The organism is Enterococcus sp. E5-162 (assembly GCF_035725965.1).
Taxonomy (GTDB): domain Bacteria; phylum Bacillota; class Bacilli; order Lactobacillales; family Enterococcaceae; genus Enterococcus_B; species Enterococcus_B lactis.
Map to the genome: position 1 here is coordinate 84,136 of NZ_JAPRFV010000008.1, position 22,170 is coordinate 106,305.

Annotated in this window: 24 protein-coding genes and 2 pseudogenes; 4 read left to right on the forward strand and 22 right to left on the reverse strand. The window is 36.5% G+C overall.

Annotation, left to right across the window (positions count from 1 at the left end; translation table 11 throughout):
* Positions 1–221: 221 nt before the first annotated feature.
* Genes OZZ83_RS09160 through OZZ83_RS09180 form a run of 5 tightly spaced genes read right to left on the reverse strand, consistent with a single transcriptional unit; the run spans position 222 to position 4,496 of the window.
* A complete protein-coding gene (locus tag OZZ83_RS09160) occupies positions 222–740 on the reverse strand; it encodes a phosphatase PAP2 family protein (RefSeq protein WP_002312039.1) in 519 nt (172 codons plus the stop codon).
* A 1-nt stretch (position 741) separates the two neighbouring features.
* Positions 742–1,362, reverse strand: coding sequence for a DUF624 domain-containing protein (locus tag OZZ83_RS09165; RefSeq protein WP_002313354.1), 621 nt, complete (start codon positions 1,360–1,362; stop codon positions 742–744).
* Positions 1,359–2,213 (reverse strand): carbohydrate ABC transporter permease, encoded by an 855-nt coding sequence (locus OZZ83_RS09170; protein ID WP_002308183.1) that lies wholly within the window; start codon positions 2,211–2,213, stop codon positions 1,359–1,361. Before OZZ83_RS09170 ends, OZZ83_RS09165 begins: the two co-directional genes overlap by 4 nt.
* A complete protein-coding gene (locus OZZ83_RS09175) occupies positions 2,210–3,121 on the reverse strand; it encodes a carbohydrate ABC transporter permease (protein ID WP_002291248.1) in 912 nt (303 codons plus the stop codon). The genes OZZ83_RS09170 and OZZ83_RS09175 overlap by 4 nt, the downstream gene beginning before the upstream one ends.
* Before the next feature lie 40 nt (positions 3,122–3,161).
* A complete protein-coding gene (locus OZZ83_RS09180; protein ID WP_278023614.1) occupies positions 3,162–4,496 on the reverse strand; it encodes an ABC transporter substrate-binding protein in 1,335 nt (444 codons plus the stop codon).
* A gap of 207 nt (positions 4,497–4,703) precedes the next feature.
* Here OZZ83_RS09180 and OZZ83_RS09185 point away from each other — a divergent pair, with 207 nt between their 5' ends.
* Positions 4,704–5,534 carry a manganese catalase family protein gene (locus OZZ83_RS09185; protein WP_002286789.1) on the forward strand — a complete coding sequence of 277 codons (831 nt, stop codon included), beginning with the start codon at positions 4,704–4,706 and terminating at the stop codon, positions 5,532–5,534.
* A 60-nt stretch (positions 5,535–5,594) separates the two neighbouring features.
* Here OZZ83_RS09185 and OZZ83_RS09190 read toward each other — a convergent pair whose 3' ends face one another.
* From OZZ83_RS09190 to OZZ83_RS09220, 7 genes and pseudogenes are all read right to left on the reverse strand, one after another.
* Entirely contained in the window at positions 5,595–5,855 is a 261-nt protein-coding gene (locus OZZ83_RS09190) for a hypothetical protein (protein ID WP_002334960.1), read from the reverse strand.
* Between the two features lie 107 nt (positions 5,856–5,962).
* A pseudogene (locus tag OZZ83_RS09195) lies at positions 5,963–6,612 on the reverse strand (AAA family ATPase); the annotation flags it as partial.
* Entirely contained in the window at positions 6,552–6,938 is a 387-nt protein-coding gene (locus OZZ83_RS09200; RefSeq protein WP_002308173.1) for a helix-turn-helix domain containing protein, read from the reverse strand. The pseudogene OZZ83_RS09195 and the gene OZZ83_RS09200, both read right to left, overlap by 61 nt.
* Complete coding sequence (locus tag OZZ83_RS09205) at positions 6,916–7,500, reverse strand: recombinase family protein (RefSeq protein ID WP_002308171.1); 585 nt, start codon at positions 7,498–7,500, stop codon at positions 6,916–6,918. Before OZZ83_RS09205 ends, OZZ83_RS09200 begins: the two co-directional genes overlap by 23 nt.
* Before the next feature lie 424 nt (positions 7,501–7,924).
* Positions 7,925–8,611 (reverse strand): ABC transporter ATP-binding protein, encoded by a 687-nt coding sequence (locus OZZ83_RS09210; protein ID WP_002308169.1) that lies wholly within the window; start codon positions 8,609–8,611, stop codon positions 7,925–7,927.
* Positions 8,612–8,614: 3 nt separating this feature from the next.
* The gene (locus OZZ83_RS09215) at positions 8,615–9,670 is read right to left on the reverse strand and encodes an ABC transporter permease (protein ID WP_002308167.1); all 1,056 of its coding nucleotides are present in this window, start codon (positions 9,668–9,670) and stop codon (positions 8,615–8,617) included.
* Positions 9,671–9,675: 5 nt separating this feature from the next.
* Entirely contained in the window at positions 9,676–10,320 is a 645-nt protein-coding gene (locus OZZ83_RS09220; protein WP_002308166.1) for a TetR/AcrR family transcriptional regulator, read from the reverse strand.
* Positions 10,321–10,591: 271 nt separating this feature from the next.
* On the opposite strand from OZZ83_RS09220, the gene OZZ83_RS09225 reads away from it, so the two are divergent.
* Both OZZ83_RS09225 and OZZ83_RS09230 read left to right on the forward strand, forming a co-directional pair.
* Positions 10,592–11,362 (forward strand): DeoR/GlpR family DNA-binding transcription regulator, encoded by a 771-nt coding sequence (locus OZZ83_RS09225; protein ID WP_104835552.1) that lies wholly within the window; start codon positions 10,592–10,594, stop codon positions 11,360–11,362.
* Positions 11,355–11,999, forward strand: coding sequence for an HAD family hydrolase (locus tag OZZ83_RS09230; protein ID WP_104835551.1), 645 nt, complete (start codon positions 11,355–11,357; stop codon positions 11,997–11,999). Before OZZ83_RS09225 ends, OZZ83_RS09230 begins: the two co-directional genes overlap by 8 nt.
* A 61-nt stretch (positions 12,000–12,060) precedes the next feature.
* Here OZZ83_RS09230 and OZZ83_RS09235 read toward each other — a convergent pair whose 3' ends face one another.
* The 10 genes and pseudogenes from OZZ83_RS09235 to OZZ83_RS09280 form a co-directional block, all read right to left on the reverse strand.
* Positions 12,061–12,474 carry an ArsR/SmtB family transcription factor gene (locus tag OZZ83_RS09235; protein WP_002334961.1) on the reverse strand — a complete coding sequence of 138 codons (414 nt, stop codon included), beginning with the start codon at positions 12,472–12,474 and terminating at the stop codon, positions 12,061–12,063.
* A gap of 475 nt (positions 12,475–12,949) precedes the next feature.
* Positions 12,950–13,525 (reverse strand): SOS response-associated peptidase, encoded by a 576-nt coding sequence (locus OZZ83_RS09240; RefSeq protein ID WP_002312030.1) that lies wholly within the window; start codon positions 13,523–13,525, stop codon positions 12,950–12,952.
* A gap of 602 nt (positions 13,526–14,127) precedes the next feature.
* Entirely contained in the window at positions 14,128–14,709 is a 582-nt protein-coding gene (locus OZZ83_RS09245; protein WP_002308158.1) for a TetR/AcrR family transcriptional regulator, read from the reverse strand.
* 182 nt (positions 14,710–14,891) lie between these two features.
* Positions 14,892–15,518: pseudogene (locus OZZ83_RS09250) on the reverse strand (cysteine hydrolase).
* 21 nt (positions 15,519–15,539) lie between these two features.
* Positions 15,540–16,868, reverse strand: coding sequence for an FAD-containing oxidoreductase (locus OZZ83_RS09255; RefSeq protein ID WP_002308157.1), 1,329 nt, complete (start codon positions 16,866–16,868; stop codon positions 15,540–15,542).
* 156 nt (positions 16,869–17,024) lie between these two features.
* Entirely contained in the window at positions 17,025–17,426 is a 402-nt protein-coding gene (locus OZZ83_RS09260) for an organic hydroperoxide resistance protein (RefSeq protein ID WP_002286825.1), read from the reverse strand.
* Between the two features lie 84 nt (positions 17,427–17,510).
* Entirely contained in the window at positions 17,511–17,717 is a 207-nt protein-coding gene (locus tag OZZ83_RS09265) for a hypothetical protein (RefSeq protein ID WP_002308156.1), read from the reverse strand.
* Positions 17,718–17,811: 94 nt separating this feature from the next.
* The gene (locus tag OZZ83_RS09270) at positions 17,812–19,314 is read right to left on the reverse strand and encodes a phosphoglucomutase (RefSeq protein ID WP_002308155.1); all 1,503 of its coding nucleotides are present in this window, start codon (positions 19,312–19,314) and stop codon (positions 17,812–17,814) included.
* Between the two features lie 17 nt (positions 19,315–19,331).
* The gene (locus OZZ83_RS09275) at positions 19,332–19,787 is read right to left on the reverse strand and encodes an arginine repressor (RefSeq protein WP_002308154.1); all 456 of its coding nucleotides are present in this window, start codon (positions 19,785–19,787) and stop codon (positions 19,332–19,334) included.
* Between the two features lie 98 nt (positions 19,788–19,885).
* Positions 19,886–20,506: a GyrI-like domain-containing protein gene (locus OZZ83_RS09280; protein ID WP_002344575.1), complete on the reverse strand. Its 621-nt coding sequence runs from the start codon at positions 20,504–20,506 to the stop codon at positions 19,886–19,888.
* 220 nt (positions 20,507–20,726) lie between these two features.
* Between OZZ83_RS09280 and OZZ83_RS09285 the strand changes: the two genes are divergently transcribed.
* The gene (locus tag OZZ83_RS09285; RefSeq protein WP_123830760.1) at positions 20,727–22,100 is read left to right on the forward strand and encodes an MFS transporter; all 1,374 of its coding nucleotides are present in this window, start codon (positions 20,727–20,729) and stop codon (positions 22,098–22,100) included.
* Positions 22,101–22,170 lie beyond the last annotated feature (70 nt).

Sequence of the window (22,170 nt, forward strand, 5' to 3'; positions counted from 1 at the left end):
TTTAATTTTAACTTTAAATCAAATAATATCCATTTTAGTTAAAAAACACCAATTATACAACATTTATTATTAAAATTAGATTATAAAGTTTTATAACGTTCTCATTTAACAGAACTTAAGTTATTAAGACAGGTAAATAATCCTCGACTGTTTCCCTGAAAAACAAAAAAATAAAGCACAAATGCGTATTTACGCACTCATGCTTTATTCATGCAATTGATTCAGATAACGGCAGCACACAAGATGCCGATAACACTTCCTAAAATAGCTCCTCCTAAAACATCAGTAGGATAATGTAAAAGTAAAAAAATTCTTGAATAAGCGATCAAACAAGCAAATAGAAAAGCTAATATTCCTGCAATACGACTTAACTCGAACAACGCTGCTACAGATAAAAAAGCAAGTGCCGTATGCCCTGAAGGAAAAGAAGAAGTCTTCGGTTTACTTGTGTAAAGGATAAGCCGACGATTTTTTTCATAGGGTCGTTTCCGCCTTGTCGTTTTTTTAATGAGAAGTAGACCAACAAAAAAATAGATTAGACTGCCTATAAGAATAGCTAGACCATATTCTCTTGTATCAGGTACCAAAACTAAAACCGTAGCAAGGAGCAGCCAAATAAAACCGCCATTAGAGATATTACTGATAAATTTCAAGAAATTGATTTTCCGATTGTCCGTTTCTCGTTGCTTAGCGAACTTATTGATAATACGATCATCGATTTTAGCAATCAAACGCAGCATGTTATTCCTCCTTTTTAAGACCCTTTTCTTGCGTACGATGGATAAAAAGCAGGACTTGAAAATAAAACAAGAAGCTAAAACCTAATAAAGCAAGGTAGATTGGTCCTGCAAACCATAATACAATCAGAAGTATCGACGTGCCTGCTAAATAAAAAAGTGCACTTTTAAAATCATTAAAAAACAAGAAAAATGCTGCAATCCAAGAGACTTCTTTTTGATTTTCCAGTTGAAGCAAGATTTTGTAACTAAAAAGAACCGCACTTAATAGAAGCAAAAACAACGTAGTATACATCAATGTATAGCCAATTCTCCCACCCCAATAATGGAAAATCCGATAATCGATGAATAAAAGAAAAAAATAACTACTTGCTAAACTATCTTGCTTTCCATAAAGAGAAATATTCTCACGGAACTTCTTCCAGTATAATGAACTGAGCTTTTTCTCTTTATTTTTTTTGTAATAATAAATCATATACAGAACTGTTCGACTTGCAGATCCCAATGTGAAAACAGGCAAGACGCACAGGAACCACAGTAGCTGTAACTGGATAAGACGTGGTATCCATTCAATGATTTCTAAGAAATAATCATTGGCTCTTTTACCAATCGACCGATTCATCATCCTTTTGATCCTCCTGTCAAATCCATTCCTTCAATGAAATAACGTTGTGCAAAAAAGAACAGCAAGATCGTCGGGATCAAGACAAGTGTTGCTCCTGCCATCAGATAATTCCATTGTGTCGTCGCTTGGTTCTGAAAAACTTGCAAGCCAATCTGCAACGTGTATTTTTCTTGATCTTGGATATATAAAAGAGGACCTAAGAAATCATTCCAAGCCGCATTGAAGGAATTGATTGCAATCGTGATCAAAGCAGGTTTCGTCAATGGAAGCATCAAATGACTCCAAATATACAAATGATTCGCTCCGTCGATTTCAGCAGCTTCGATCAATTCATTATTGATCGATAAGTAAAATTGACGCATCAGAAATATATTGAACGCATTGCCGAAGAACGATGGAACGATCAGGGGCAAATAAGTACCTACCCAGCCGATCTTGGAGAATAATACATATTGAGGAATCATCGTTACAAACCCTGGGATCATCATCGTAGAAAGAACCAAAGCAAACATCAGCTTTTTCCCAGGAAAATCAAGCTTCGCAAATCCATAAGCAATAAAAGAATTCGAAAGGACATTACCAATCACTACTAGCACAGTGATGAATAATGTATTTCTTGCATAGCGCCAAAAAGGAAATGCGGCAATCGTATCCAGATAGTTTTCCCATACGATTTTTTCTGGGAAAAAGGTCGGAGGATAACGAACGATTTCTTCCATTGGTTTCAATGAAGTAAATACCATCCAAAGCAATGGAATGAGCAAAATAATTCCTATTACCGTCATAAGCACATAGCTTAGCATTTTTTTTGATTGCCGATTCACACTGGTCTTTTTAAAATAATCCATCATTTGCCGTCACCTCCAGAATAATAGACCCATTTAGGTGCAAGCTTCAAATTGACAAAAGTCAGAACCAAAACGATCAGAAATAGGATCATCGACATAGCCATCGCATACCCCATATCAAAAGCGACGAACGCCTTGTTCCACATATGCAGATTATAAAAAAGCAAGGAATTTGCAGGCCCACCTGTTCCATTTTTCGTCATGACATAAGCTTCTTGAAAAATTTGGAAAGAACCGATCGTAGAGGTGATCACATCGTAAAAAATAATAGGAGTGATTAATGGCAAAGTAATACTTTTGAACTTTCCCCAAACGCCTGCTCCATCGATTTCTGCTGATTCATATAAAGATCTAGGAACATTTTGTAATGTAGCTAAGTAAAGTAGCATTGCTCCTCCAGAGCTCCATATTTTCATCAAAATCAACGCTGGTTTCGTCCATTGTGGATCAAACAACCAAGCTGGTCCAGGGATGTGGAACCAGCCCAGAAATGTGTTGATCAATCCTGCAGATGGAGAAAGCAGCTGCATCCATAAGATGTAGACTGCTACTCCTGATAAGACTGCCGGTAAATAGAAAACTGTACGGAATACACTGATTCCTTTGATTTTTTGATTGAGTACTGTGGCTAAAAACACACTGAAAATCGTCGTCAGCGGTACATTGAAGATGACGAAATAAACGGTGTTGTATAACGATTTCCAAAATAAATCGTCATGAACGAACATTCTTTTGAAATTTGCTAGACCAATGAAATTCATCTTGGATGTCAAATTATAATCGGTGAAACTACCAATAACTGAAAAAAGCATAGGCCCTAGCATAAAGATTAAAAAACCGATAATAAAAGGCGAGATAAATAAATAGGCCCATCTTGCTTCTTTTTTCTTTCGGATAGATAAACGCTTCAAATTTTCTTGCCTCCTCTTTACCTAGACAGTCAAAAACGGATTATTGATTTTGCTTGACTAAGTTCTCTACTGCTTTTTGTGCATCTGCCAATCCTTCTTTTGCTGATTTTGTTCCTAAAAGAATCTGGTCGATCTGTTCATTCACTAATGTCGTATAATCCGGTGCATCTAAAGGAACTGGTGTGATCACCGTATTTTTAAAGTTTTCGTCCGCCATTTGATAGATCATTTTCCCTTTGTCCGTTAGGTTGTCATTATTCACTAAATTCTCGTTGGCTGTCTTGCTTGCCATGATGTCAAAACTTTTTTCGCCGAATTTTTCTTGTACTTCTGGAGAAGAAAGATATTTGATGAATTCATAAGAGGCTTCAGGATCTTTTGCTCCGTATGGTACTTCCAAGACGAATCCGCCACCCCATGACCAATGACCTGAACCTTCCTCTTTTTCTGGAAGCTGCATCACGCCAAAATCAAAATCATCCGGTGCGTTTTCCATCAAGCTAGAGTAATAATTGATGTTTTGGGCGCGCATGGCTACTAATCCAGAAATAAATGGATCAGACACACCAGAACCAAATTCTGCTTCTAATTTGTTGATTGTATTTTTTCCATAATAATCCTGCCAGTCTTGAATCCATTCCAAGGCTTCCACTTTGTTTTTAGTATCAATCTTGACTTTTTCGTCCTTATCAAACCAACTAGTCCCGTTGTCTGCGTTTAGCGCCCATACATCCGCGCCTAAATTCCATAATGGATAAAAACCGATATGCGTAAACTCTTTTCCTTCTTTTTTATCTAGTTTACGTGCTGTTTCTTCTAATTCATCCCAAGTTGTCGGTAGATCTTGTTCGCTGATTCCAGCTTCTTTAAATAACTTTTTATTATAAAAAATGACTTGTGTATCTGTATTGAATGGGATGGCATAAGGATCACCTTTATATTCTACTGTATCCCAAAGCTGCGGATAAAAATCCTTAGAAGTGTCTTTATCTACATACTCAGAGAGATTGGTTGCTTGCTGTGCTTCTGCTCTTTGCGCAACGGAATTTATGTCCTGTACAATAACATCAGGTGCATTTCCAGCCGTTATTGCAGATAAAGATTTGGTCCAAATATCCCCCCATGGCTGATACTTATAATTTACATGGATCTCGTCTTGTGATTGGTTGAAATCCTCAATGATTTCTTCGATGGCTTCTTTTCGTGCGCCCGACCCCCAAAAGGACCAGAAATCAATATTTTTTCTTCCATCACTTGTTTTTTCAGAAGAATTTGCTGCACTTGAGCTGGCATCGCTTGTATTACTTGATCCGCATCCTCCTAATAAAAACAATGCTGAACTTGCCAACAATCCTGTAAACAATATTTTTTTCATATTTTACCTCCAAATTTTAATGTAACCGATATTGGTTTTAATATAACGATATCATTTTGTTCTGAAAATAACAATTTATAAGGTATGATCATCGAAAAATTATTAATGATACCAACACTTTATATAATTCGCGAGCGTTTTCTTTGAATTTTTTAATTTTTCATAGCAGAATGAGAATGTATTAAAAAAAGATTAGGAGGAATTTTGATGTTTAGACACCAGAAAGAATTGCAGTTTGAGGCAAAACCAGATCGTCCGAATCCATTAATCGCGAAATATCTGCAGGAGCTGATCGGCGGCCAATATGGCGAGATGAGTGTAGCTATGCAGTACCTGTTCCAAGGTTGGAGCTGCCGAGGAGAAGAAAAATATAAAGATATGCTGATGGACATTGCAACAGAAGAAATCGGCCACGTGGAAATGTTGGCGACAATGGTTGCTCGTTTATTAGAGGGTGCGCCTGTTGAAGATCAAGAAGCAGCAATGCAAAAAGATCCAACAATTGGTGCCATTATCTCTGGAATGAATCCACAGCACGCGATCGTAGCTGGCTTAGGACCTCGTCCTGCTGACAGCGTGGGCAATCCATGGAGCGGTGCCTATATCATTGCGAGTGGCAACTTGTTAGCAGATTTTAGAGCTAATTTAAATGCCGAATCACAAGGAAGACTTCAAGTAGCACGTATTTACGAAATGATTGATGATCGTGGCGTAAAAGATATGCTGTCTGTTCTCCTTGCAAGAGATAGTTATCATCAAAATCTATGGGAATGTGCAGTGAAAGAATTAGAAGAAAAAGAAGGTTCGATCTTAGTCCCAAGTACTTTCCCACGTGACAAAGAACGAAAAGACATTGCTTATGACTTCTATAACTTCTCAGAGGGAGACCAAAGTAGTGAAGGATCTTGGGCTAGTGGCAAAGCACTGGACGGAGAAGGCGAATATCAATGGTTGAAAGAACCTAAGATCGAAGGCGCTGCACCAAAATTAGAACCAGTAACACCAAAAATGTATGGGACACCTCCATTCAAGAAATAAGAAAAAAGGTTGTGACAAGATTTTTGTCACAACCTTTTTATTGTATTAGAAACGACTTTCCTATTGGCTCGCTTTAAATTTCTTGAAAAATAAATTTCCTTCAGCAGTTAAGCGAACACCTCTGTTTTCTGGATTCAATGTGATATATTCTTTCTCTTTACACCATCGGAAAAACGCGTTCCCGAGATTTCCTCCTAAATGAAATGTTCGTTCTGTCCAATCTAAGCAAGGTTTCACAAGTGCTCCAGATTGTTTTTTCAGTGCGTCAATATCTATTCCTAAGTCTTTGAAATAACAAACGCCTTCTTCTGTAAGTTCCACATGATGGTTTTCCATCACAAGATAGTTGTTGTGAATGTCACTTTTCTATTTAAATGGCAAAAATTTTTAGTATTAAATGACAAAAGCTACCAATTTTTGGTAGCTTTTTATATACCTATCACTAAACTATCTCTTGCTGCTTCGACAACTTCTACAGTAATCTTATCTATTTGATTGATTCTTAAAATACGATCAATCTATGCAAATAAACGATGAATAAGCCTAAAATTTCCTTTTGTAATTTTAATGATAGTTGTGATAGCCTCATAATCAGAAAAATCTTCTAACTTAATATCAATTCCTAAGTCTGACCACTTGTATTTCAAAATATGATGTGTTTCATCCTTACTAAGGTTATCAAATTCATGAGCAAATCCTCTATGCGAGAGTAAAGTTGCGGATAACGAGACAACCTTTTTTCAATACCAGGCATACCGTTAAGAACCATTGCCAGATCATTTCTATCATAAATATCTCTTAGCTGTTCTAAATGCTGAAGCTTTAAACGATCAATTTCATCGACAATAATTAAATCAATTGCTTCATAGGTTTTAGGAACAGAAGGATCTTCTTGATTGTATTTTAGTACCATATGCATTGCTTTAGTCAGACCTATTCTACTAGTTATTGTGTTAATATCAGAACTGACACGAGACATCTTTTCAGTTGGTGCAGTATAAAAAACTTTATTTATACTTAATATTTCATCTGTTGCATTTTTTCCAATATCATCAGCATGATGATAGGCAATTTGTTCTCTTTACAATAGGAAACAATTTTTCGAGATAATGTCTTTGTACTTATTTTTTTGTGTCTCAATACCAATTCTTCTATTTTTTGTCTAACTTCTTCTGAAACCCTAATTTGCTCAAAATCAGTTCGTATCTTCCTAATTAAACCAACTAGACCATCATGTTCATATTTTTGTACCCAGCGATAGAGTGTACGAGTAGGTACTTTATTTTTAATAGCTATTTCTTTTATCGTTTTTTGTTTATTAAGATAAGGCTCAATAATTTTATATTTTTTCATCGCATCTATTCTTTGCTGTTCTGAAAAACTAGTGAGCGTTTGTTTTTCCATCTTTTCCCTCCATTTTATCTAAATAACGATAAATCGTTGTTCGAGAAACATTCCAACGTTCGGCAATAGTTTTAATAGGTGTTCCACTATCAACTAGAGTCTTTAATAATTCTAAGTCTTGTGCTTTTAATTTTTCAGGACGTCCTCCAAATCGCCCTCTTGCTCGAGCTGCTGCTCGTCCTGCTGCGGATCTTTCTAAAATCAGGTTGCGTTCAAATTCTGCGAATGCTGCAAACAAATGAAACATTAGCTGACCAGTCGAACTAGATTTATCCATTGTAATATTTTCCTGAAGACTATGAAAACTTACGCCGCGTTCATTCAATCGATTGACAATTGAAATCAAATCTTCCATATTCCGTCCTAATCGATCCAATCGCCAAACGACAAGTGTATCGCCAGAGCGAACAAAATCAATCGCCATTTCTAATCCTGGTCGATTACTTTTTGCCCCACTCATATGATCGGTAAAAATTTTTTCACAACCAAATTTATTTAGGCTGTCTTCTTGTAAATCCAAATTTTGTAAACCAGTAGATACCCGGGCGTATCCTATTTTCAAAAAAATCACTCCCTCATTAATTTTATTGTAACATAACTTTATACCGATGGTATAAATGAACATAGATTTTGATATGGGTTTATGAACACATAATAGAATCAAAATTATAGAAATAAGATAAAAAAATAGACTGTTCAGAAACGCCTGATTTTCTGTCCACTCTATTTATGAGCTTCATTCAGTATAGAAACAAAATAATGAATATAAAGCAAATAAATATAGGATAGGTTTTACTTATTCTTCACTGCTGCTATTTTACTAGGAAATCCTACGACAATTTTGGGATTACTTTTTTTCTTCCTGAAGACAAAAAGATGCACTTATATACAAATAAAAACTCCCTATATAGTAGTTAGGGAGTTTTATATCTTATCAACGCATCATTGAGGGGATTTTACTTTTATGTGAATATCATACGTTATTATCAATTATATTGTAAAGCATTTCCACGTGACAGTTTCCCATCTTGCATGGTGTAAACTTGGTCGACTTTATCAAGTAAACGCATGTCATGGGTTATCATAACCACACCTCGATTATACTCGTGAGCAATTCGTGCAAGTAGATCAACAACTTGATGCGCACGTTCTGTATCAAGGCTAGCTGTGGGTTCATCAGCTAATATGATGCTTGGGTTATTATATAATGCGCGAGCAATTGCTGCTCTTTGTCGCTCTCCACCGGATAAATCTTTCGGATAAGATCGTAATACCTTGTTTAGATCCAGCAGATCTAATAGTTCTTCACGATTCATTTTTTTTGAATTTGGCTTGTCTAAACGATCTATTAAATCTAACTGTTCTTGAACATTCAAAAATGGAATCAAATTTGATGCTTGTAAGATAAAGCCAAATTCCTTAAAACGCAAAGTTGTTTTTTCTTTTTCAGTCATTTGTGTTGTTTCTTTATTTTTTATAATTATTTGACCACTAGTTGGTGTTTGCAAATTTCCTAGTGTCGTCAAGAAAGTTGTTTTTCCTGATCCTGAAGGACCAACAATAGCAGTAAACTCTCCTTCCTTTAATTCAAAATTGGTAGGGAATAGAGCTTGTGTTAATGTATGTCCACTTCCATATGTCTTGGTGACATTCTTCATTTCTACTAAATTCATTGTTTATTCTCCAATCGCTTCTATAGGATCAATTTTCAAAATCTTAGGCAACGAGATTAGCCCTCCCAAAAGAGCCATTATAATGATTGCTAAACCTAGAAGTGAATAGGCTAGCCAGCTAGGATAAAAGAAAAGGGTTGCCGGTAAAACAAATTTTACTGCCCATACGCCAATAAGTGCCATTAAAACACCCATACCTGATAAAACGAATATTTGACAAAATAGAGACCAGATAATTGTTTTGGATTGAATACCTTGTGCACGCATAATGCCATAAAGCCCTAGTTTTTGAATCATGATAATGTAAATGAAAATACCGACTACTAAACAAGTAATAACTACCAGAGCTATAATCATTCCCATAAACACATTTACTTCCGGTGTGTAGCCAGGAATATTACTGATCATATCTTGTTCGGTTACTTGTACTAAGCCCTCCCCAGAGACATCAACATCATTGTTTAGAACAATTGCTGAAATGGTTTTGGTTGTTTTATCCGTATGCTGTAACTTCCAGTAGGTAGACAAATCAGTATAAATGACCGGCACGGTAAAAAATTTACTGTCATTCGTTATACCGACGACTTTATATTCGTCAGTACTTCCATTTAACTGTATCTGATCGCCCATTTTAATATTATAATTTTCCATCGATTGATCAATGATAACTTCATTCTTACTTTCAGGATAATGACCTTCAATAAGTTTAGGGGCAATAAAACTGTTCCAATTTTGAGCAAAAATTGAGATATTCACTGTCGTATCATCATTTTTTAGATTTGTTACAGCAAACATATATCCTAGGGGGACCGCGTCATCTGACAACTTATCTTTATAGTTATCTTCAGTAATAAAGGAGGCTGTTAGATTCTTATTTGCATATTTTGAGAGTACTACTCCTGTTGAATCCCAGTTATCCGCTGCGGTTCGGTTATCTCGAACTAAACCAATTGCTAGGCTTGTCATAAAGAAGACCATAAACGATATAAGGAAAACTGTAACTAGGACAAGGCTGTAACGAAGTTTATTGTGTAAAATTTCTTTTATTGCAAGATACATTATTTTTATTCCTTTCTATTTTTAACTCCATTGTAAATTAAGTCTACAATTTCTTCTAAACGTTGATTTTGTTGCTGTTCAGTCATTTTTTTATTAAAAATCAGACATTGAACAAACAACATAAGAATCTGACTGGCAATCGCTGAGAACAAGCTCGTTAACGTGATTTTTTCATCTATTTTCGAAAAAAGGGAATGTTCTCTTGTCCAATTATTCTTATTATTGGAATCAATATATGAGAAAAAATCTTGTTGTAACTCTTCGTTTATTAGTATTTCGGACAAGAAAATTAAGACAATCTCTTTATTTTCCATTAGAAATTGATAACGATTAAAAACGATGTAATGAATAATCTCTTTTACTTCTGCTTTTTTTTCAAGATCTTCAAAAAAATCGGAAGTAAAAGCAGGTAATATATGATCTAAAATAGGTGTAAGTAAATTCATCGTTAAATCATGCTTATTTGTAAAAAACTTAAAAATTAGCGCTTTTGAAAAACCGGCTTCTTTCGCGATTTGACTGGTTGAAGTGTTGGATATTCCTTGTTTTGAATAAAGTCTAATAGTAGCTTCTAATATTTTTCGCTTATTCTCTGGCATTTCAGCCATATTTAGCCACTGTTCATAATTCGTCATAATCGTTTCTGACATTTCATACCTACTTTCTATAATATCCCACATCGTGACCGATCGGTCACGATGTGGGATTATAATATCATCTAAAAGTAAATTAGTCAAAAAAACGCCTAATGCAATTTATGCTGATAAATACCTAAATCTATATGTTACTTAATAGGAACTTATTTCTAATGAAAAAAAGCTGATTTTCTCTACACTATATACTAGTGTACATTTAAGTAATTTTAAGTTATTATGTTTATATACTTAAAATTACTCGTTTTTTACGAAGGGGATTGAATAGGTGAATCAACAAAAAAGATTGATGATAATTATGGAAAGACTGGAAAAAGAAAAATCATTGACTTTACAAGACATTATGCAACTTACAGGTGCTTCTAGAGACACGGCTAGAAGAGATACAATAAAACTAGCGGATAACAACCTTGTGATTAGAACTTACGGAGGTATCAGTTTAGCAAATTCGTTTAATAAAATAGATGGATATTTAGGAAGAACAGATCAAGAACTTCAAGTGAAAAAGCAAATTGCTAAAGAAGCAAGTAAACTATTACTTGAAAAGCAAACCGTATATTTAGATGTGTCGACCACAATCTCTCTTTTGCCTCAATATTTAGCGAATAGAAACATAAACTTGGCTGTGACAAACTCGATTGACATTGCCGATCAATTCTTAAAGACCACTTCAATCCCTACTACGATTCTTGGAGGAACATTAAATAAAGAAAGCCGTTCAGTTACTGGTGGATACCCAATCTGGGAATTAACTAAGTATCGGTTTGATATTTCTTTCTTAAGTTGTGCGGGTATAAATAATCAGGGAATCTATTATGCCCATGAAGAAGACATCGCAATGAAACAGGCAGTTAGAGAGAAAAGTAATAAAGTCGTATTACTATGTGATCATACAAAAATCAATTTATCACATAATTACCTTGTCTACTCGTTTGAAGAAATTGATTATTTGATAACTGATAAAAAAATTCCTGAAGAATTAGCCGTTAGAATAGGAAAGAGCAAAATCATCTACACAAAGGAGAATAGCTATGATTAAAACGATATTATTTGATGTTGATGGAACGATTATTGATACAGAATATGTTATGACACATTCTCTTCAAAAAACATTGCGTGAAGAATTAGAGAAGGAAATCCCGATTAAAGAATTACATTATATTTTAGGTATTCCTGGAAGAGAAGCTATTAAAAAGTTTGTAAATACTGAAGAAGAAGAGGAAACTCTCTTATCAAAATGGGGTGAAAACGTACTTTTATTAGCAGACAATGCTCAAGTTTTTCCGCATATAGAAGAAACATTACAGACATTGCATGTAAAAGGGATTCAATTAGGACTTGTCACATCTAAAACAAAAGAAGAAATGAAAAATGAGTTTGACCGATTTAATTTAAATCAGTATTTTGATATACAAATTACAGCTTCAGATACTAAGTTGCATAAACCTTTTCCGGCCCCCATACAAAAGGCAATTGATGAATTGGGCATAAAAAAAGAAGAGACGATTTACATTGGTGATTCATTATATGACATGCAAAGTGCGAAATCTTGTGGAGTCACTTTTGGTTTAGCTAAATGGGGTGCTAAAAACATTGAATCATTTCAAAGTGTAGATATAATTATTGATTCTCCTCAAGAAATACTTGATTTGTTAGAAAATAGGCAAAGAGCGTGAGATAAGGATAGGGTTTCACGCTCTTTGTTTTTCGCCATTTAAAGATTGAAATTTTTGCCATTTAAAAAGAAAAGTGACAGTTGTGAAGGAGAAAGTTGAAAAAAACTACACCTATCACACCGGCTAAATGCCGATAACAAGATCTTCCTGCTTTTAATTCACTATATTCTTTGTTTTCATTAAATGATTTGATCGATTTAACCGGACTAACTACCATAAGATTTTCTAACAAATCAGCGATTTCCAGAGATGATAATCGATAATAGACATTTCCTCCCTGTTTATAAGACATCACCCAATCAAGAGAATGAAGTTTTTTTATACGATAAGATGCCGTGTGATCTTTTATTTTTGCTTTCTTTGCTAGTTCATGTACAGTATGGAACCTTCCATCCATCAATAAAGTAAGGATCTCAAGTCGCGAATGATCTGCTAAGAGTTTAGTCGTTTGCTGAAGATCAGGAAATCCAGCCATTTTTTCTATCCTTTCACACATCGATGAGCATCGAGGAATAAGCTTAGTATACTATATTCAGAGGTGAGGATTATGTTTAAAAAAATGGAAAAAAGTTTCTATTACGGATTTCCCGTCGTGCTGATGACGACTAAGGATGAGAAGAAGGGATTTTACATGATCCAACTCATATCAATGTGAATAAATGGCAACCTCTTATCTATAAATTCAGGGAATATACAACTGCCAACCAGTCGTTAAGTTTGAATTTTAGATTCCAAGAATTCAAAGAGTCGTAATGATAAACATCGTTAGGTATAAACAAAAAAAGACTCGCAGCACGAGTAAAAAACAAATAGAAGCTATAAGGTCGAATGTGACTCTATAGATGCAGTATATGCAGCTTATGAGCATTTCTTCTGTTCTCTTTGTTTTTGGGATCTGTGCTGAAGTCTTTTTTGTTTTTTGCCGCTCTTTCTTTGAAAAATCGATTCTGTTATACCTTCTCCATTACTAATTCAGGCATCTGCTGAGTAATGATTTTTCGCGCAAAAGAAATATCTGTTACCCAAGGTTCGATTTGTTCTTCATTCAAGACAAGCGGCATTCGGTCATGGATTGGTGCAACTGTGCGATTAGGTTCAGTAGTCATTATGATCGATTCTGCTGTTTTTTCATCGTGATGGCTACGATAAAAGCCGCCAATATACACTATTTTTTCCTTATTTGAAAACATAAATTTGTCTTTTTCTTCATTCCACTCATAAAAGCCGCTCATTGGGAAAACACAACGATTTTGCAAAAATGGTTGATGAAAGGTCTTTTTTTCTTCTACTGTCTCTGCTCGGGCATTGATCATCAATTGTCCTTTTTTAAATCCGGTAAATCCCCACTTCATGATTTCCGGAGTGAGATTGTTTTCTTCCTTTTTTCTTAATGTCACAACAAGATTTGACGGAAAAATTTCTCCAGCTGCTAATTCTGCTGCCTGTTCCGGTTGTTTCTTCTGGGCTTCTCGATAATAATTCTGAAGGAGCTCCGACTCTAGATTAAAAAAATAACGACCACACATCCTAATACCTCCCCCATCTTTTTATCTATCATACACTGCAACAAGAAGTTCACACCAACAAAACGTTTTCAATGAATGGAGAATTAAAAAAGTTGTGACAAACTCTCCAGTAAACTTTTTTCTCCTGCCAACTCCTCGGTCACAAGTCACAATATCCATCAAATATGAGAAGCTGTTTTTTGAAATTACTCCTTGTGACTCAGAGTGAAACGGCAAGTTCCCGACCTCTGGGTAAACGGTGTTCAATCAGCTGACCCTCGGTATTAGCTCAACAAATGGCAAAATATGAGGAACTATTTTTCCATTTGTTTCTCTAATACTCAGGTCAAACCGCTGATTTCGCAACCTCTTCCTTAAACGGTGTTCAAAAGCTTGCATCTGCGGTAATAAGCCCATCCAAACGAAAAATATGAGAAGCTATTTTTGTTTGGCTGTTCTTATTACTTGATGCAGGACAGCTTTTTCGCAACCTCTGATTCACGGTGTTCCAGAAGTAGCTTCTTCGAAAAATAAGCCGAAATTTCACAAAAATTTGAGAAGTAATTTTCGTCAATTCCTTCTTATTTCTTGAAGCTGACCACTTCTGTCACAACCTCTAATTATTAAAGAACCTTTTGCGAAGTTAACAATCTTTCTTTGATCAATTGAAAATTCTGTCTAAGTAGTGATAGATCTTGTGTGACTTTCAACAATAAGATACTGCCCTGGATTTCAGCAATCAACGCTTTGGCTTGACGGTCTGCCTCTGCATCGGACAGTTTTTCTTCAGAAAGTGCCAAGATATTTTGTTTCGTATACTTGACCCATTGATTGACTAATTCTAGTAGCAATAGACGGAATTCTTCATCCACTGTACTCAACTCAATAATCAAATTCCCCACAGGACAGCCATGATAAGTGATTTGTGCCTCATGATCAGCGAAAATCCAATCCAACATTTCTTCTAGTGCTTCTTCTGGCTGTTTTCCAGCATTTAAGATGTCTTCAAACAACTCTGTCTGCCACATGTCCATATGCGCATGGATCACCGCTAGACAAACTTCTTTTTTTGAAGAAAAGTAATAATAAAATTGCCCTTTCCCCGTATCAGAAGCTGCTAGAATATCCCGGATTGACGTTTCGTGATAGCCTTTTTTATAAATAAGATCTTTGGTCGCTTCCAAGATCTTTTCCTTTGTTTTCAATGATATTCTCCTTTTTCATCTCTCATAGTCCTATATTATACAATAAATTCATCATTTTATCTTCCTAATCGTTTAAAAAGGGCTATGCCAAATTATCTGACACAGTCCTCACTATAAAACTGTTCTCTTGTAGCTAGATGTTCATTGATTCAAGAACTGCGAGGACAAAAGCAGTTCCTATCTTATGATAGTTGCTCTAATACTTCCTCTGTTGTCATCACTTGATCTGCAATAAAACCAAAGTTCGTCAACGCTGCATCCATTGCTTCTTGGCCAGGAGCACCAATTGCATCTGTCGCTACCACAACATTGAATCCACTCTCTACCAATTCACGCATATGGGAATCACTACACAAGTTTCCGTTCATTCCACCGAGAATTACTGTGTCGATTCCATTTTTTCTCAATTGAAGCGCTAAGTCGTTGCTTTCTGGTCCAAAGATTTTATGAGGAGAGCTGATGATCGTATTTTCATCCAAATATGGTTTCAATTCTTCGATAAAATCGGCTCCTGAACCTTCTTCCACTGGTTCATATTGACTTTTTCTAGCAAACATCTGCTGCTCAAGCATCATATGTTCTCCTGCACCGCCAAATTACCATTTATGGTCATGTGGATAAAAATAATGAGGAGAAATAAAGAGTTTGTATCCTTTTTCTTTTGCTTGTTTCACCATTTCGATCATATTTTCGATCGTATTGTATTTTTCTAAGATATCTTTTGTCAAACCAAAGCCACCGCCTGCTGGTTTCAAGAACTCGACTTGCGGGTCAGTTAGAACTACTGCTGTATTTTTGTTGTTGAACATGCTAAATTCTCCATTCGTTATTTATTTTAATACATCATTTAGAGCTTCACTCATTGTTGGATGAGAATAGATTTGATCTCTCAATAACGTATAAGGAAGTTTTCCATTCATAGCTAGCGAAATCAAGTTGATGACTTCATGAGAATCTTCCGCATAGATACTTGCGCCTAGAATCAAGTCAGTTTCAGGATCAACTAAAACTTTGAATACCCCTTTAGGATCTTCTAATACTTGTGCTTTAGGAACACCGCTTGTCATATACTTGAATAATTTGTAATTGACGCCTTGTGCTTTGGCTTGTTTTTCTGTTAATCCTACATTAGATAAAGTCGGAGTGATAAATACACTGTAAGGCACAGCTTTCCGGTTATTCGTTGTTCGTGTATTTTCGCCTTTCAACTGATCCATGATAATTCGATAATCATCTAAAGAGATATAAGTGAACTGCAGTCCGCCTTTGACGTCTCCAATCGCCCAAATGTTTTCCGCATCTGTACGAAGGTATTCATCTACAGCGATTGCTCCGCGATCGGTCAGTTTAACATCTGTATTTTCTAATCCAAGAGAAGCTGTATTAGCTTTTCGGCCAGTTGCTGCTAAAACTTTAGATGCTTCAATCGTTACTTTTTGACCATCTTCTGTAAAGGTAACGGCAGCTGTTGATTCTTGGTCTGCTACTTCATCAACAGTCACACCTAAGTGGAACTCGATTCCTGCATTCGTCAAATCTTCTAAAATCATTTGTGCAATGTCTTCATCTTCACGTGGAAGAAATTCAGGATGGGCATCAAGAACGACAACTTTAGATCCGTATTCATTGAACATTGATGCAAATTCCAGACCAATATATCCAGCTCCAATGATCACTAATTTTTCCGGTAATTGTTCCTGATCCATTGCTTGCGTAGAATCAATCAAGTAGCGACTTGTATTCAATCCTTTGATTGGTAAAATGATTGGTTCAGAACCAGTATTGATGAAAATCCGTTCGCCTTCAACAATCACTTTTTCACCATTATTCGTTACTTCGATTTGATGGTTAGAAAGAAAACGTGCTGTGCCGTCCATCACTGTCCCAGTCGCCTCATCGCTAATCATATGATAATTTTTGGCACGAAGCATGCCCGTCAATTTTTCTTTCCGAGCAACAGCCTCTGTAAAATCGATTCCTCTTTCTCCATTGAAAATCAATGATTTAGAAGGAATACAGCCGATGTTGATACATGTTCCGCCATACATACGTGTTGACTTTTCAACAACTAAAACCGATTCGCCTTTTGAAGCTAACGCCTTCGCTAAAGTCTTACCGCCTTTTCCAAAACCGATCACAATATTTTGATATTTTTCCATCCTTTTTCCCTCGCTTCTTCTTTACCTACCGATTGGTACAAAAATATGATAACCGATAATCGTCTATTTTCCAAATCATCTGCTTTGTTTGTCAAAAAAACCAGACAAAAAGCGGTCCTTTCACGTTTTTAGTCTGGTTCGATTTCCTTTATTCTTCTAAACAATCGTTACTTCTACATCGATATTTCCTCTAGTTGCTTTGGAGTAAGGGCAGAATTCATGCGCATCTTCTGCAATTTTTTGGGCTTCTTCTTCGCTGATGCCATCGATATGCACTTCTAATACTACACCGATCTGATAGCCGCCATCATCTAAATTATAAAGAGAGACACGTGCTTTTACTGTGGACTCTGCGGTCATTCCTGCTTCTTTGATCATATGTTGTACTGCCCCATTGAAACAAGAAGCATAACCTGCTGCAAATAATTGTTCTGGATTTGTTCCTTCTGCATGGATTCCCGGAGGAGTGATTTTCATATGCATCGAGCCATTGGGTGCCTCGACCTCTCCATTGCGCCCGCCATGGTTGATCATTGCTGTTTCGTATGCTTTTTTCATTGTACTGCTCCTTTCGATTGACCATTTGCTACTTGCTATAGTTATAGTGTATGACAAGTAAGGCGCTTTCTACAAAAATTCTGCTTATTCAAATACCAGAATACCGTCTTCTACTATTTTTCCAAAAAACAAAAAGATGCCACTCGTGAACAACAGGGTCATATTCGTTCCAAAATAAATAGCAATCTTTTCTAAATAATCTTTTATATGATTGATTTTAAGATACATATATACCAGAAAGTTGACCCCATAGACCAATACTGTTAAAAAAATAACCATATTCGTTACCATTTTTTTCCTCCTTTTGCTGGCCACCTTACCAGCACTCGGTTTAACCTTACCACTTTTTTTGTTGTCCAAGCAACTACCTTTCAAGAAGTTTGGTTTATTCTGCTGGTAATGATCCAAGATCAGAAAAATGTCCGAATAAGTTTGCTAGTTTTTCTAACACTAGCTGGTTCTTTCCGCTTTCGTCATTTTCTATCTGCAATACTAACAACGGCTCATGTAAGCTTAAACGAATCAAAAACCAACCGCTTCCATAAGGTTCTTGCAGATTATACCGAATACCTTCTTCATTTGCCGGGTCGAAGTTCATCCCTTTTTCTTCTTCCAGCAGTCGCTTCATTTCTTCTAATATCTTGTTTCCTTGTTCGCGTGGTTCATCGCTGAACAATTTTAGTCGGATTTCTTGTACTTCTACGGGCTGTTTCAACTCTTTGATTTGTTCATCTAATGTGATACCTTTTCTTTTTAATTCTGGCAAAAGCATCAGGATCTTCGCGATGACATATGCACCATCATCCAGAAAATAATTTTCCTTGAATGCAGCGTGTCCGCTTGTTTCGATGGCTAGCTGTGTATCTTTCCCAAGACGATTAAGTTCTAATGCTTTATTGATTACATTTCGATAGCCGGAAATATAACGAATTTGGGTACCTCCTTTTTCTTCAATGAATTTTTGTAGATGAGAAGAAGTAGGCGAATTCGTTACGATCCTTGTTTCTGGATGCTCTTTTAATACGATCGTACTTAATACTGCGATCAAATTATTTCGATTGATGACTGTTCCAGAAGCACTGACCACAGCTGAACGATCCACATCTGTGTCAAAAATGATCCCAAGATCTGCTTCATTTGCTAAAACAGCCTGCTTGATACTTTCCATCGCTTCTTTGTTATCAGGGTTGGGGATGTGATTAGGAAATCGACCATCTGGTTCCAAAAATTGAGATCCTGTTGTATCAGCGCCTAAGCTATTCAATACTTTTTCAGCAAAGAATCCTCCAGCACCATTTCCAGCATCCACGATGATTTTCCAACCTTTTAGTGGTTTGTCATCTTGTGTTCCCATCCCTTTTTTGATTTTTGTGACTAAATCTTGCGCATAAGGTATCAAAAGGTCTGCTTTTTCCACACTTCCTACTTGTTCACTGTTTATTTTTTGCTGTTGTGACAGGATATAAGCAATATCTTCTTTTTCTGCTCCTCCTTCTGAGGTAAAAAATTTTATTCCGTTGTAATAATAAGGAAGATGGCTAGCAGTCAGCATGACCGCAGCGTCGCATGAGAATTGTTCAAATTGAGTGGACATAAACATAGCTGGCGTAGTAGCTAATTCGAAATCAATGACATGTATCCCTTGTTCTTTCAGACTTTGGATCAACGCCTCTTTTAGTGCTGGTCCGCTGATCCTGCTGTCATGACCAATCCCAATCGTCCATTTTTTAGTCGGATTAGTTGATTTCTTCTTTTTCTTTAGCCAGTTTGCTAGTCCCCAGCCGATCTTTTCTACCCTGTCTGTCGTCAAATTGACTTCATGACCTTCAACTGGTAATGCAATCCCTCGAATATCCGATCCGTTTTGTAGCGCTTTCATATCTTGCATATAAAAGTCCTCCTCATTTATTCCCTCATTTTTTCTAATTTTTCCGCAAACCGCTGTGCTTCTTCTTCTGAGCGGCAAATAATAATGAATGTATCTACACCTGCCATCGTTCCAACAACTTCGGGATAAGCAACTTCGTCTAACCAATTCGTTACCACATCAGCGCCATTTCGTTCAGTCAATACGATGACCATGAATTGAACAGACTGTATACGTAAAACCTCACGCCTAATTGCCGTACGCAAACGTTCTTCATTTAAAGAAACAGATGGTTGGTTAAATAATGTATAGCATACTATTTTATTTTCATTTTGGCTTTTTACTAACTTCATTTCTCTGATGTCTCGAGAAATCGTAGCTTGAGTCACATCGGCACCTGCTTCATGCAACCGTGTAAGCAGCTCTTCCTGTGTCCCAATCGGTTGTTCTGTAATCATTTGGCGGATCAATGCTTGTCGCTGTTTTTTTTTCATATTAGACACCTCTCAATATTGATTATAGCAAAAGACAAGTAATATTTCTTCTCATTTTGGTATTTTTTACTTTTATTTTTTCGGTTTTATTCAGGTTGCTATCCTTTTTCTATTTTGACACGCAAAATCGTCTTCATTTTTTCAGGTGCAGATTTTCGTGGATCGCTGATATAGATTTCTTTATGTTCTTTAGAAGTTCTTTGATAGCCTTCTTCTGCAATGAATGCTTCTAATTTCTCAAAGGATTCTGGTTCTTCATCATAGGAACCGATGTGTAAGATTTGGGCACAAAGACCTTCTTCCATCTTTCCGAATGCTACTTGTTCTCTCAAGTCTTCCGGAAGTTTGCTCAGAGAACGCTGAATGGCTTCTTGTGCTATCGCTTCTGTAACAAAGTCAGGCTGTCGGATCATCAATTGATAAGAAAAATGTTCTTTTTTCATCACTGGTTCATGCAAATACTTTTCTTGCAGTCCCCATTGTCCTTCCAATGGATAGACAGTATACAGCTGATAATCAGGAATCAGCCAATTTTTTTTAGGCGACATGCGTATTGCATAGCTGACTGCATATAGACAGGCTACTCTTCGTTTAAAGTCTTCCTGATTCGGATCCCCGAACCCTCTGATGCTAAAGAATGGTTTTTTAGGAACCTCTAGTATTTGCGGGCTTTTTTTCATACTATAGCTCTTGTCTTTACGCCATTCGATTTTTTCCATTTTTCTTCCTCCGAGAAATTCCATTTAGTTATTTATTATCATACCTCTTTTTGAGTGACTTGGCTAATCGTGTTGACACTATTTTTCAGTTTGTGCTAGAATAAGTTAAGTAAATAAATCGTACAGATAACACGTTTCGGCGTGTCGAGAGAGAGGCGGTTTCTATTTTTATAATAGAAATCACTCTCTTTTTTTACGAAATTTTTTAGAGGTGATGTAAATGACGAAACAAAAACAGCTGCTTTTAGTACCTGCAGTAATTGCAACAGGGATGATGTCTTTTGCGGGCGTATTGATCGAGACGGCCATGAATGTAACTTTCCCCACTCTTATTAGACAGTTTGATTTAACGACCGCACAAGTCCAATGGGTAACAACGATTTATCTTTTGATGATTTCGATCATTGTTCCGCTATCTACTTATTTGAATCGCAATTTTAGTCTCAAAAAACTCTTTTTAGCTTCAAATCTGCTTTTCTTGGCAGGTATAATGATCGACTTCTTCTCTCCTACCTTCATGGTCCTATTGTTTGGTCGATTGCTCCAAGGGGCAGCGACAGGTATCGCTCTTCCGTTGATGTTCCATATTATCTTGACATTTGCCCCCCTCAATCGACGAGGCGCGATGATGGGTGTCGGTACTTTGACAACGGCCATTGCTCCAGCGATTGGCCCCACTTACGGAGGCATTATGACTTCCCATTTTACATGGAATCATATTTTCCTGTTTCTTGTGCCCATTTTGATCCTTTCTTTGATTATCGGCTGGTTTGCTATTCCCGAGATGGCAGTACAAAAAAAAGGTTATTTGGATTGGTGGAGCGTTTTAGGAATCTTTCTTTTGTTTAGTGGAAGTCTGACATTTTTGAGTACGTTGGGAACACTTTCTAGTTGGATTGCTTTGATCATCGGCGGGATTGGCTGGTTCCTATTTTACTATCGAAGTAAAAAAGTGGAACATCCGCTGATCCGACTGTCCATTCTTTCAAATAAAACATTCCGTTTGTTTTTGATTGGTTTCTTGGTTTATCAGTTTTTATTACTTGGTGTGTCTTTTGTCTTACCGAATTTCCTTCAGATCGTTCAAGGAAGCAGTCCTTTTGTCGCTGGATTAGCCATGCTTCCCGGTGCAGCGGTTGGTGCTTTGCTTTCTCCTTTTTCTGGTAAAATGCTGGATCAATATGGTCCGAAGAAGCCAATTTTTGCTGGACTGATCCTTTCTTTGATTGGTTGGCTAGCATTATTCCTGCTTATCGGACACGCTTCATTGGGTGTATTGATTGCCTGTCATGTTTTTTATATGGTCGGTATAGGATTGTCTTACAGCAATATGATGACGACTGGAATGAATGCACTGAATGAAGAACTGCAAGGAGACGGGAATGCAATGTTCAATACCTTGCAACAGTTTTCTGGTGCTGTGGCTACTTCATTAGTAGCGGTTATTATCAATTATGTTCAGCATCATACTTCCCATAGTTACGAAGTGTCTACTACATTAGGATCAAAAGCGGCATTGGGCGTCTTATTGCTGTTGCTTCTTATCAGCTTTGCTCGATTCGTCTATTCTCTGTTTTTTGCTAAAAAAGCGTAGTTTCCATATACGGCAGGTGTTGCATCTGCCGTTTTTTTGTGTGAAAATGGTTGTTTGTAAAAGGAGGCTT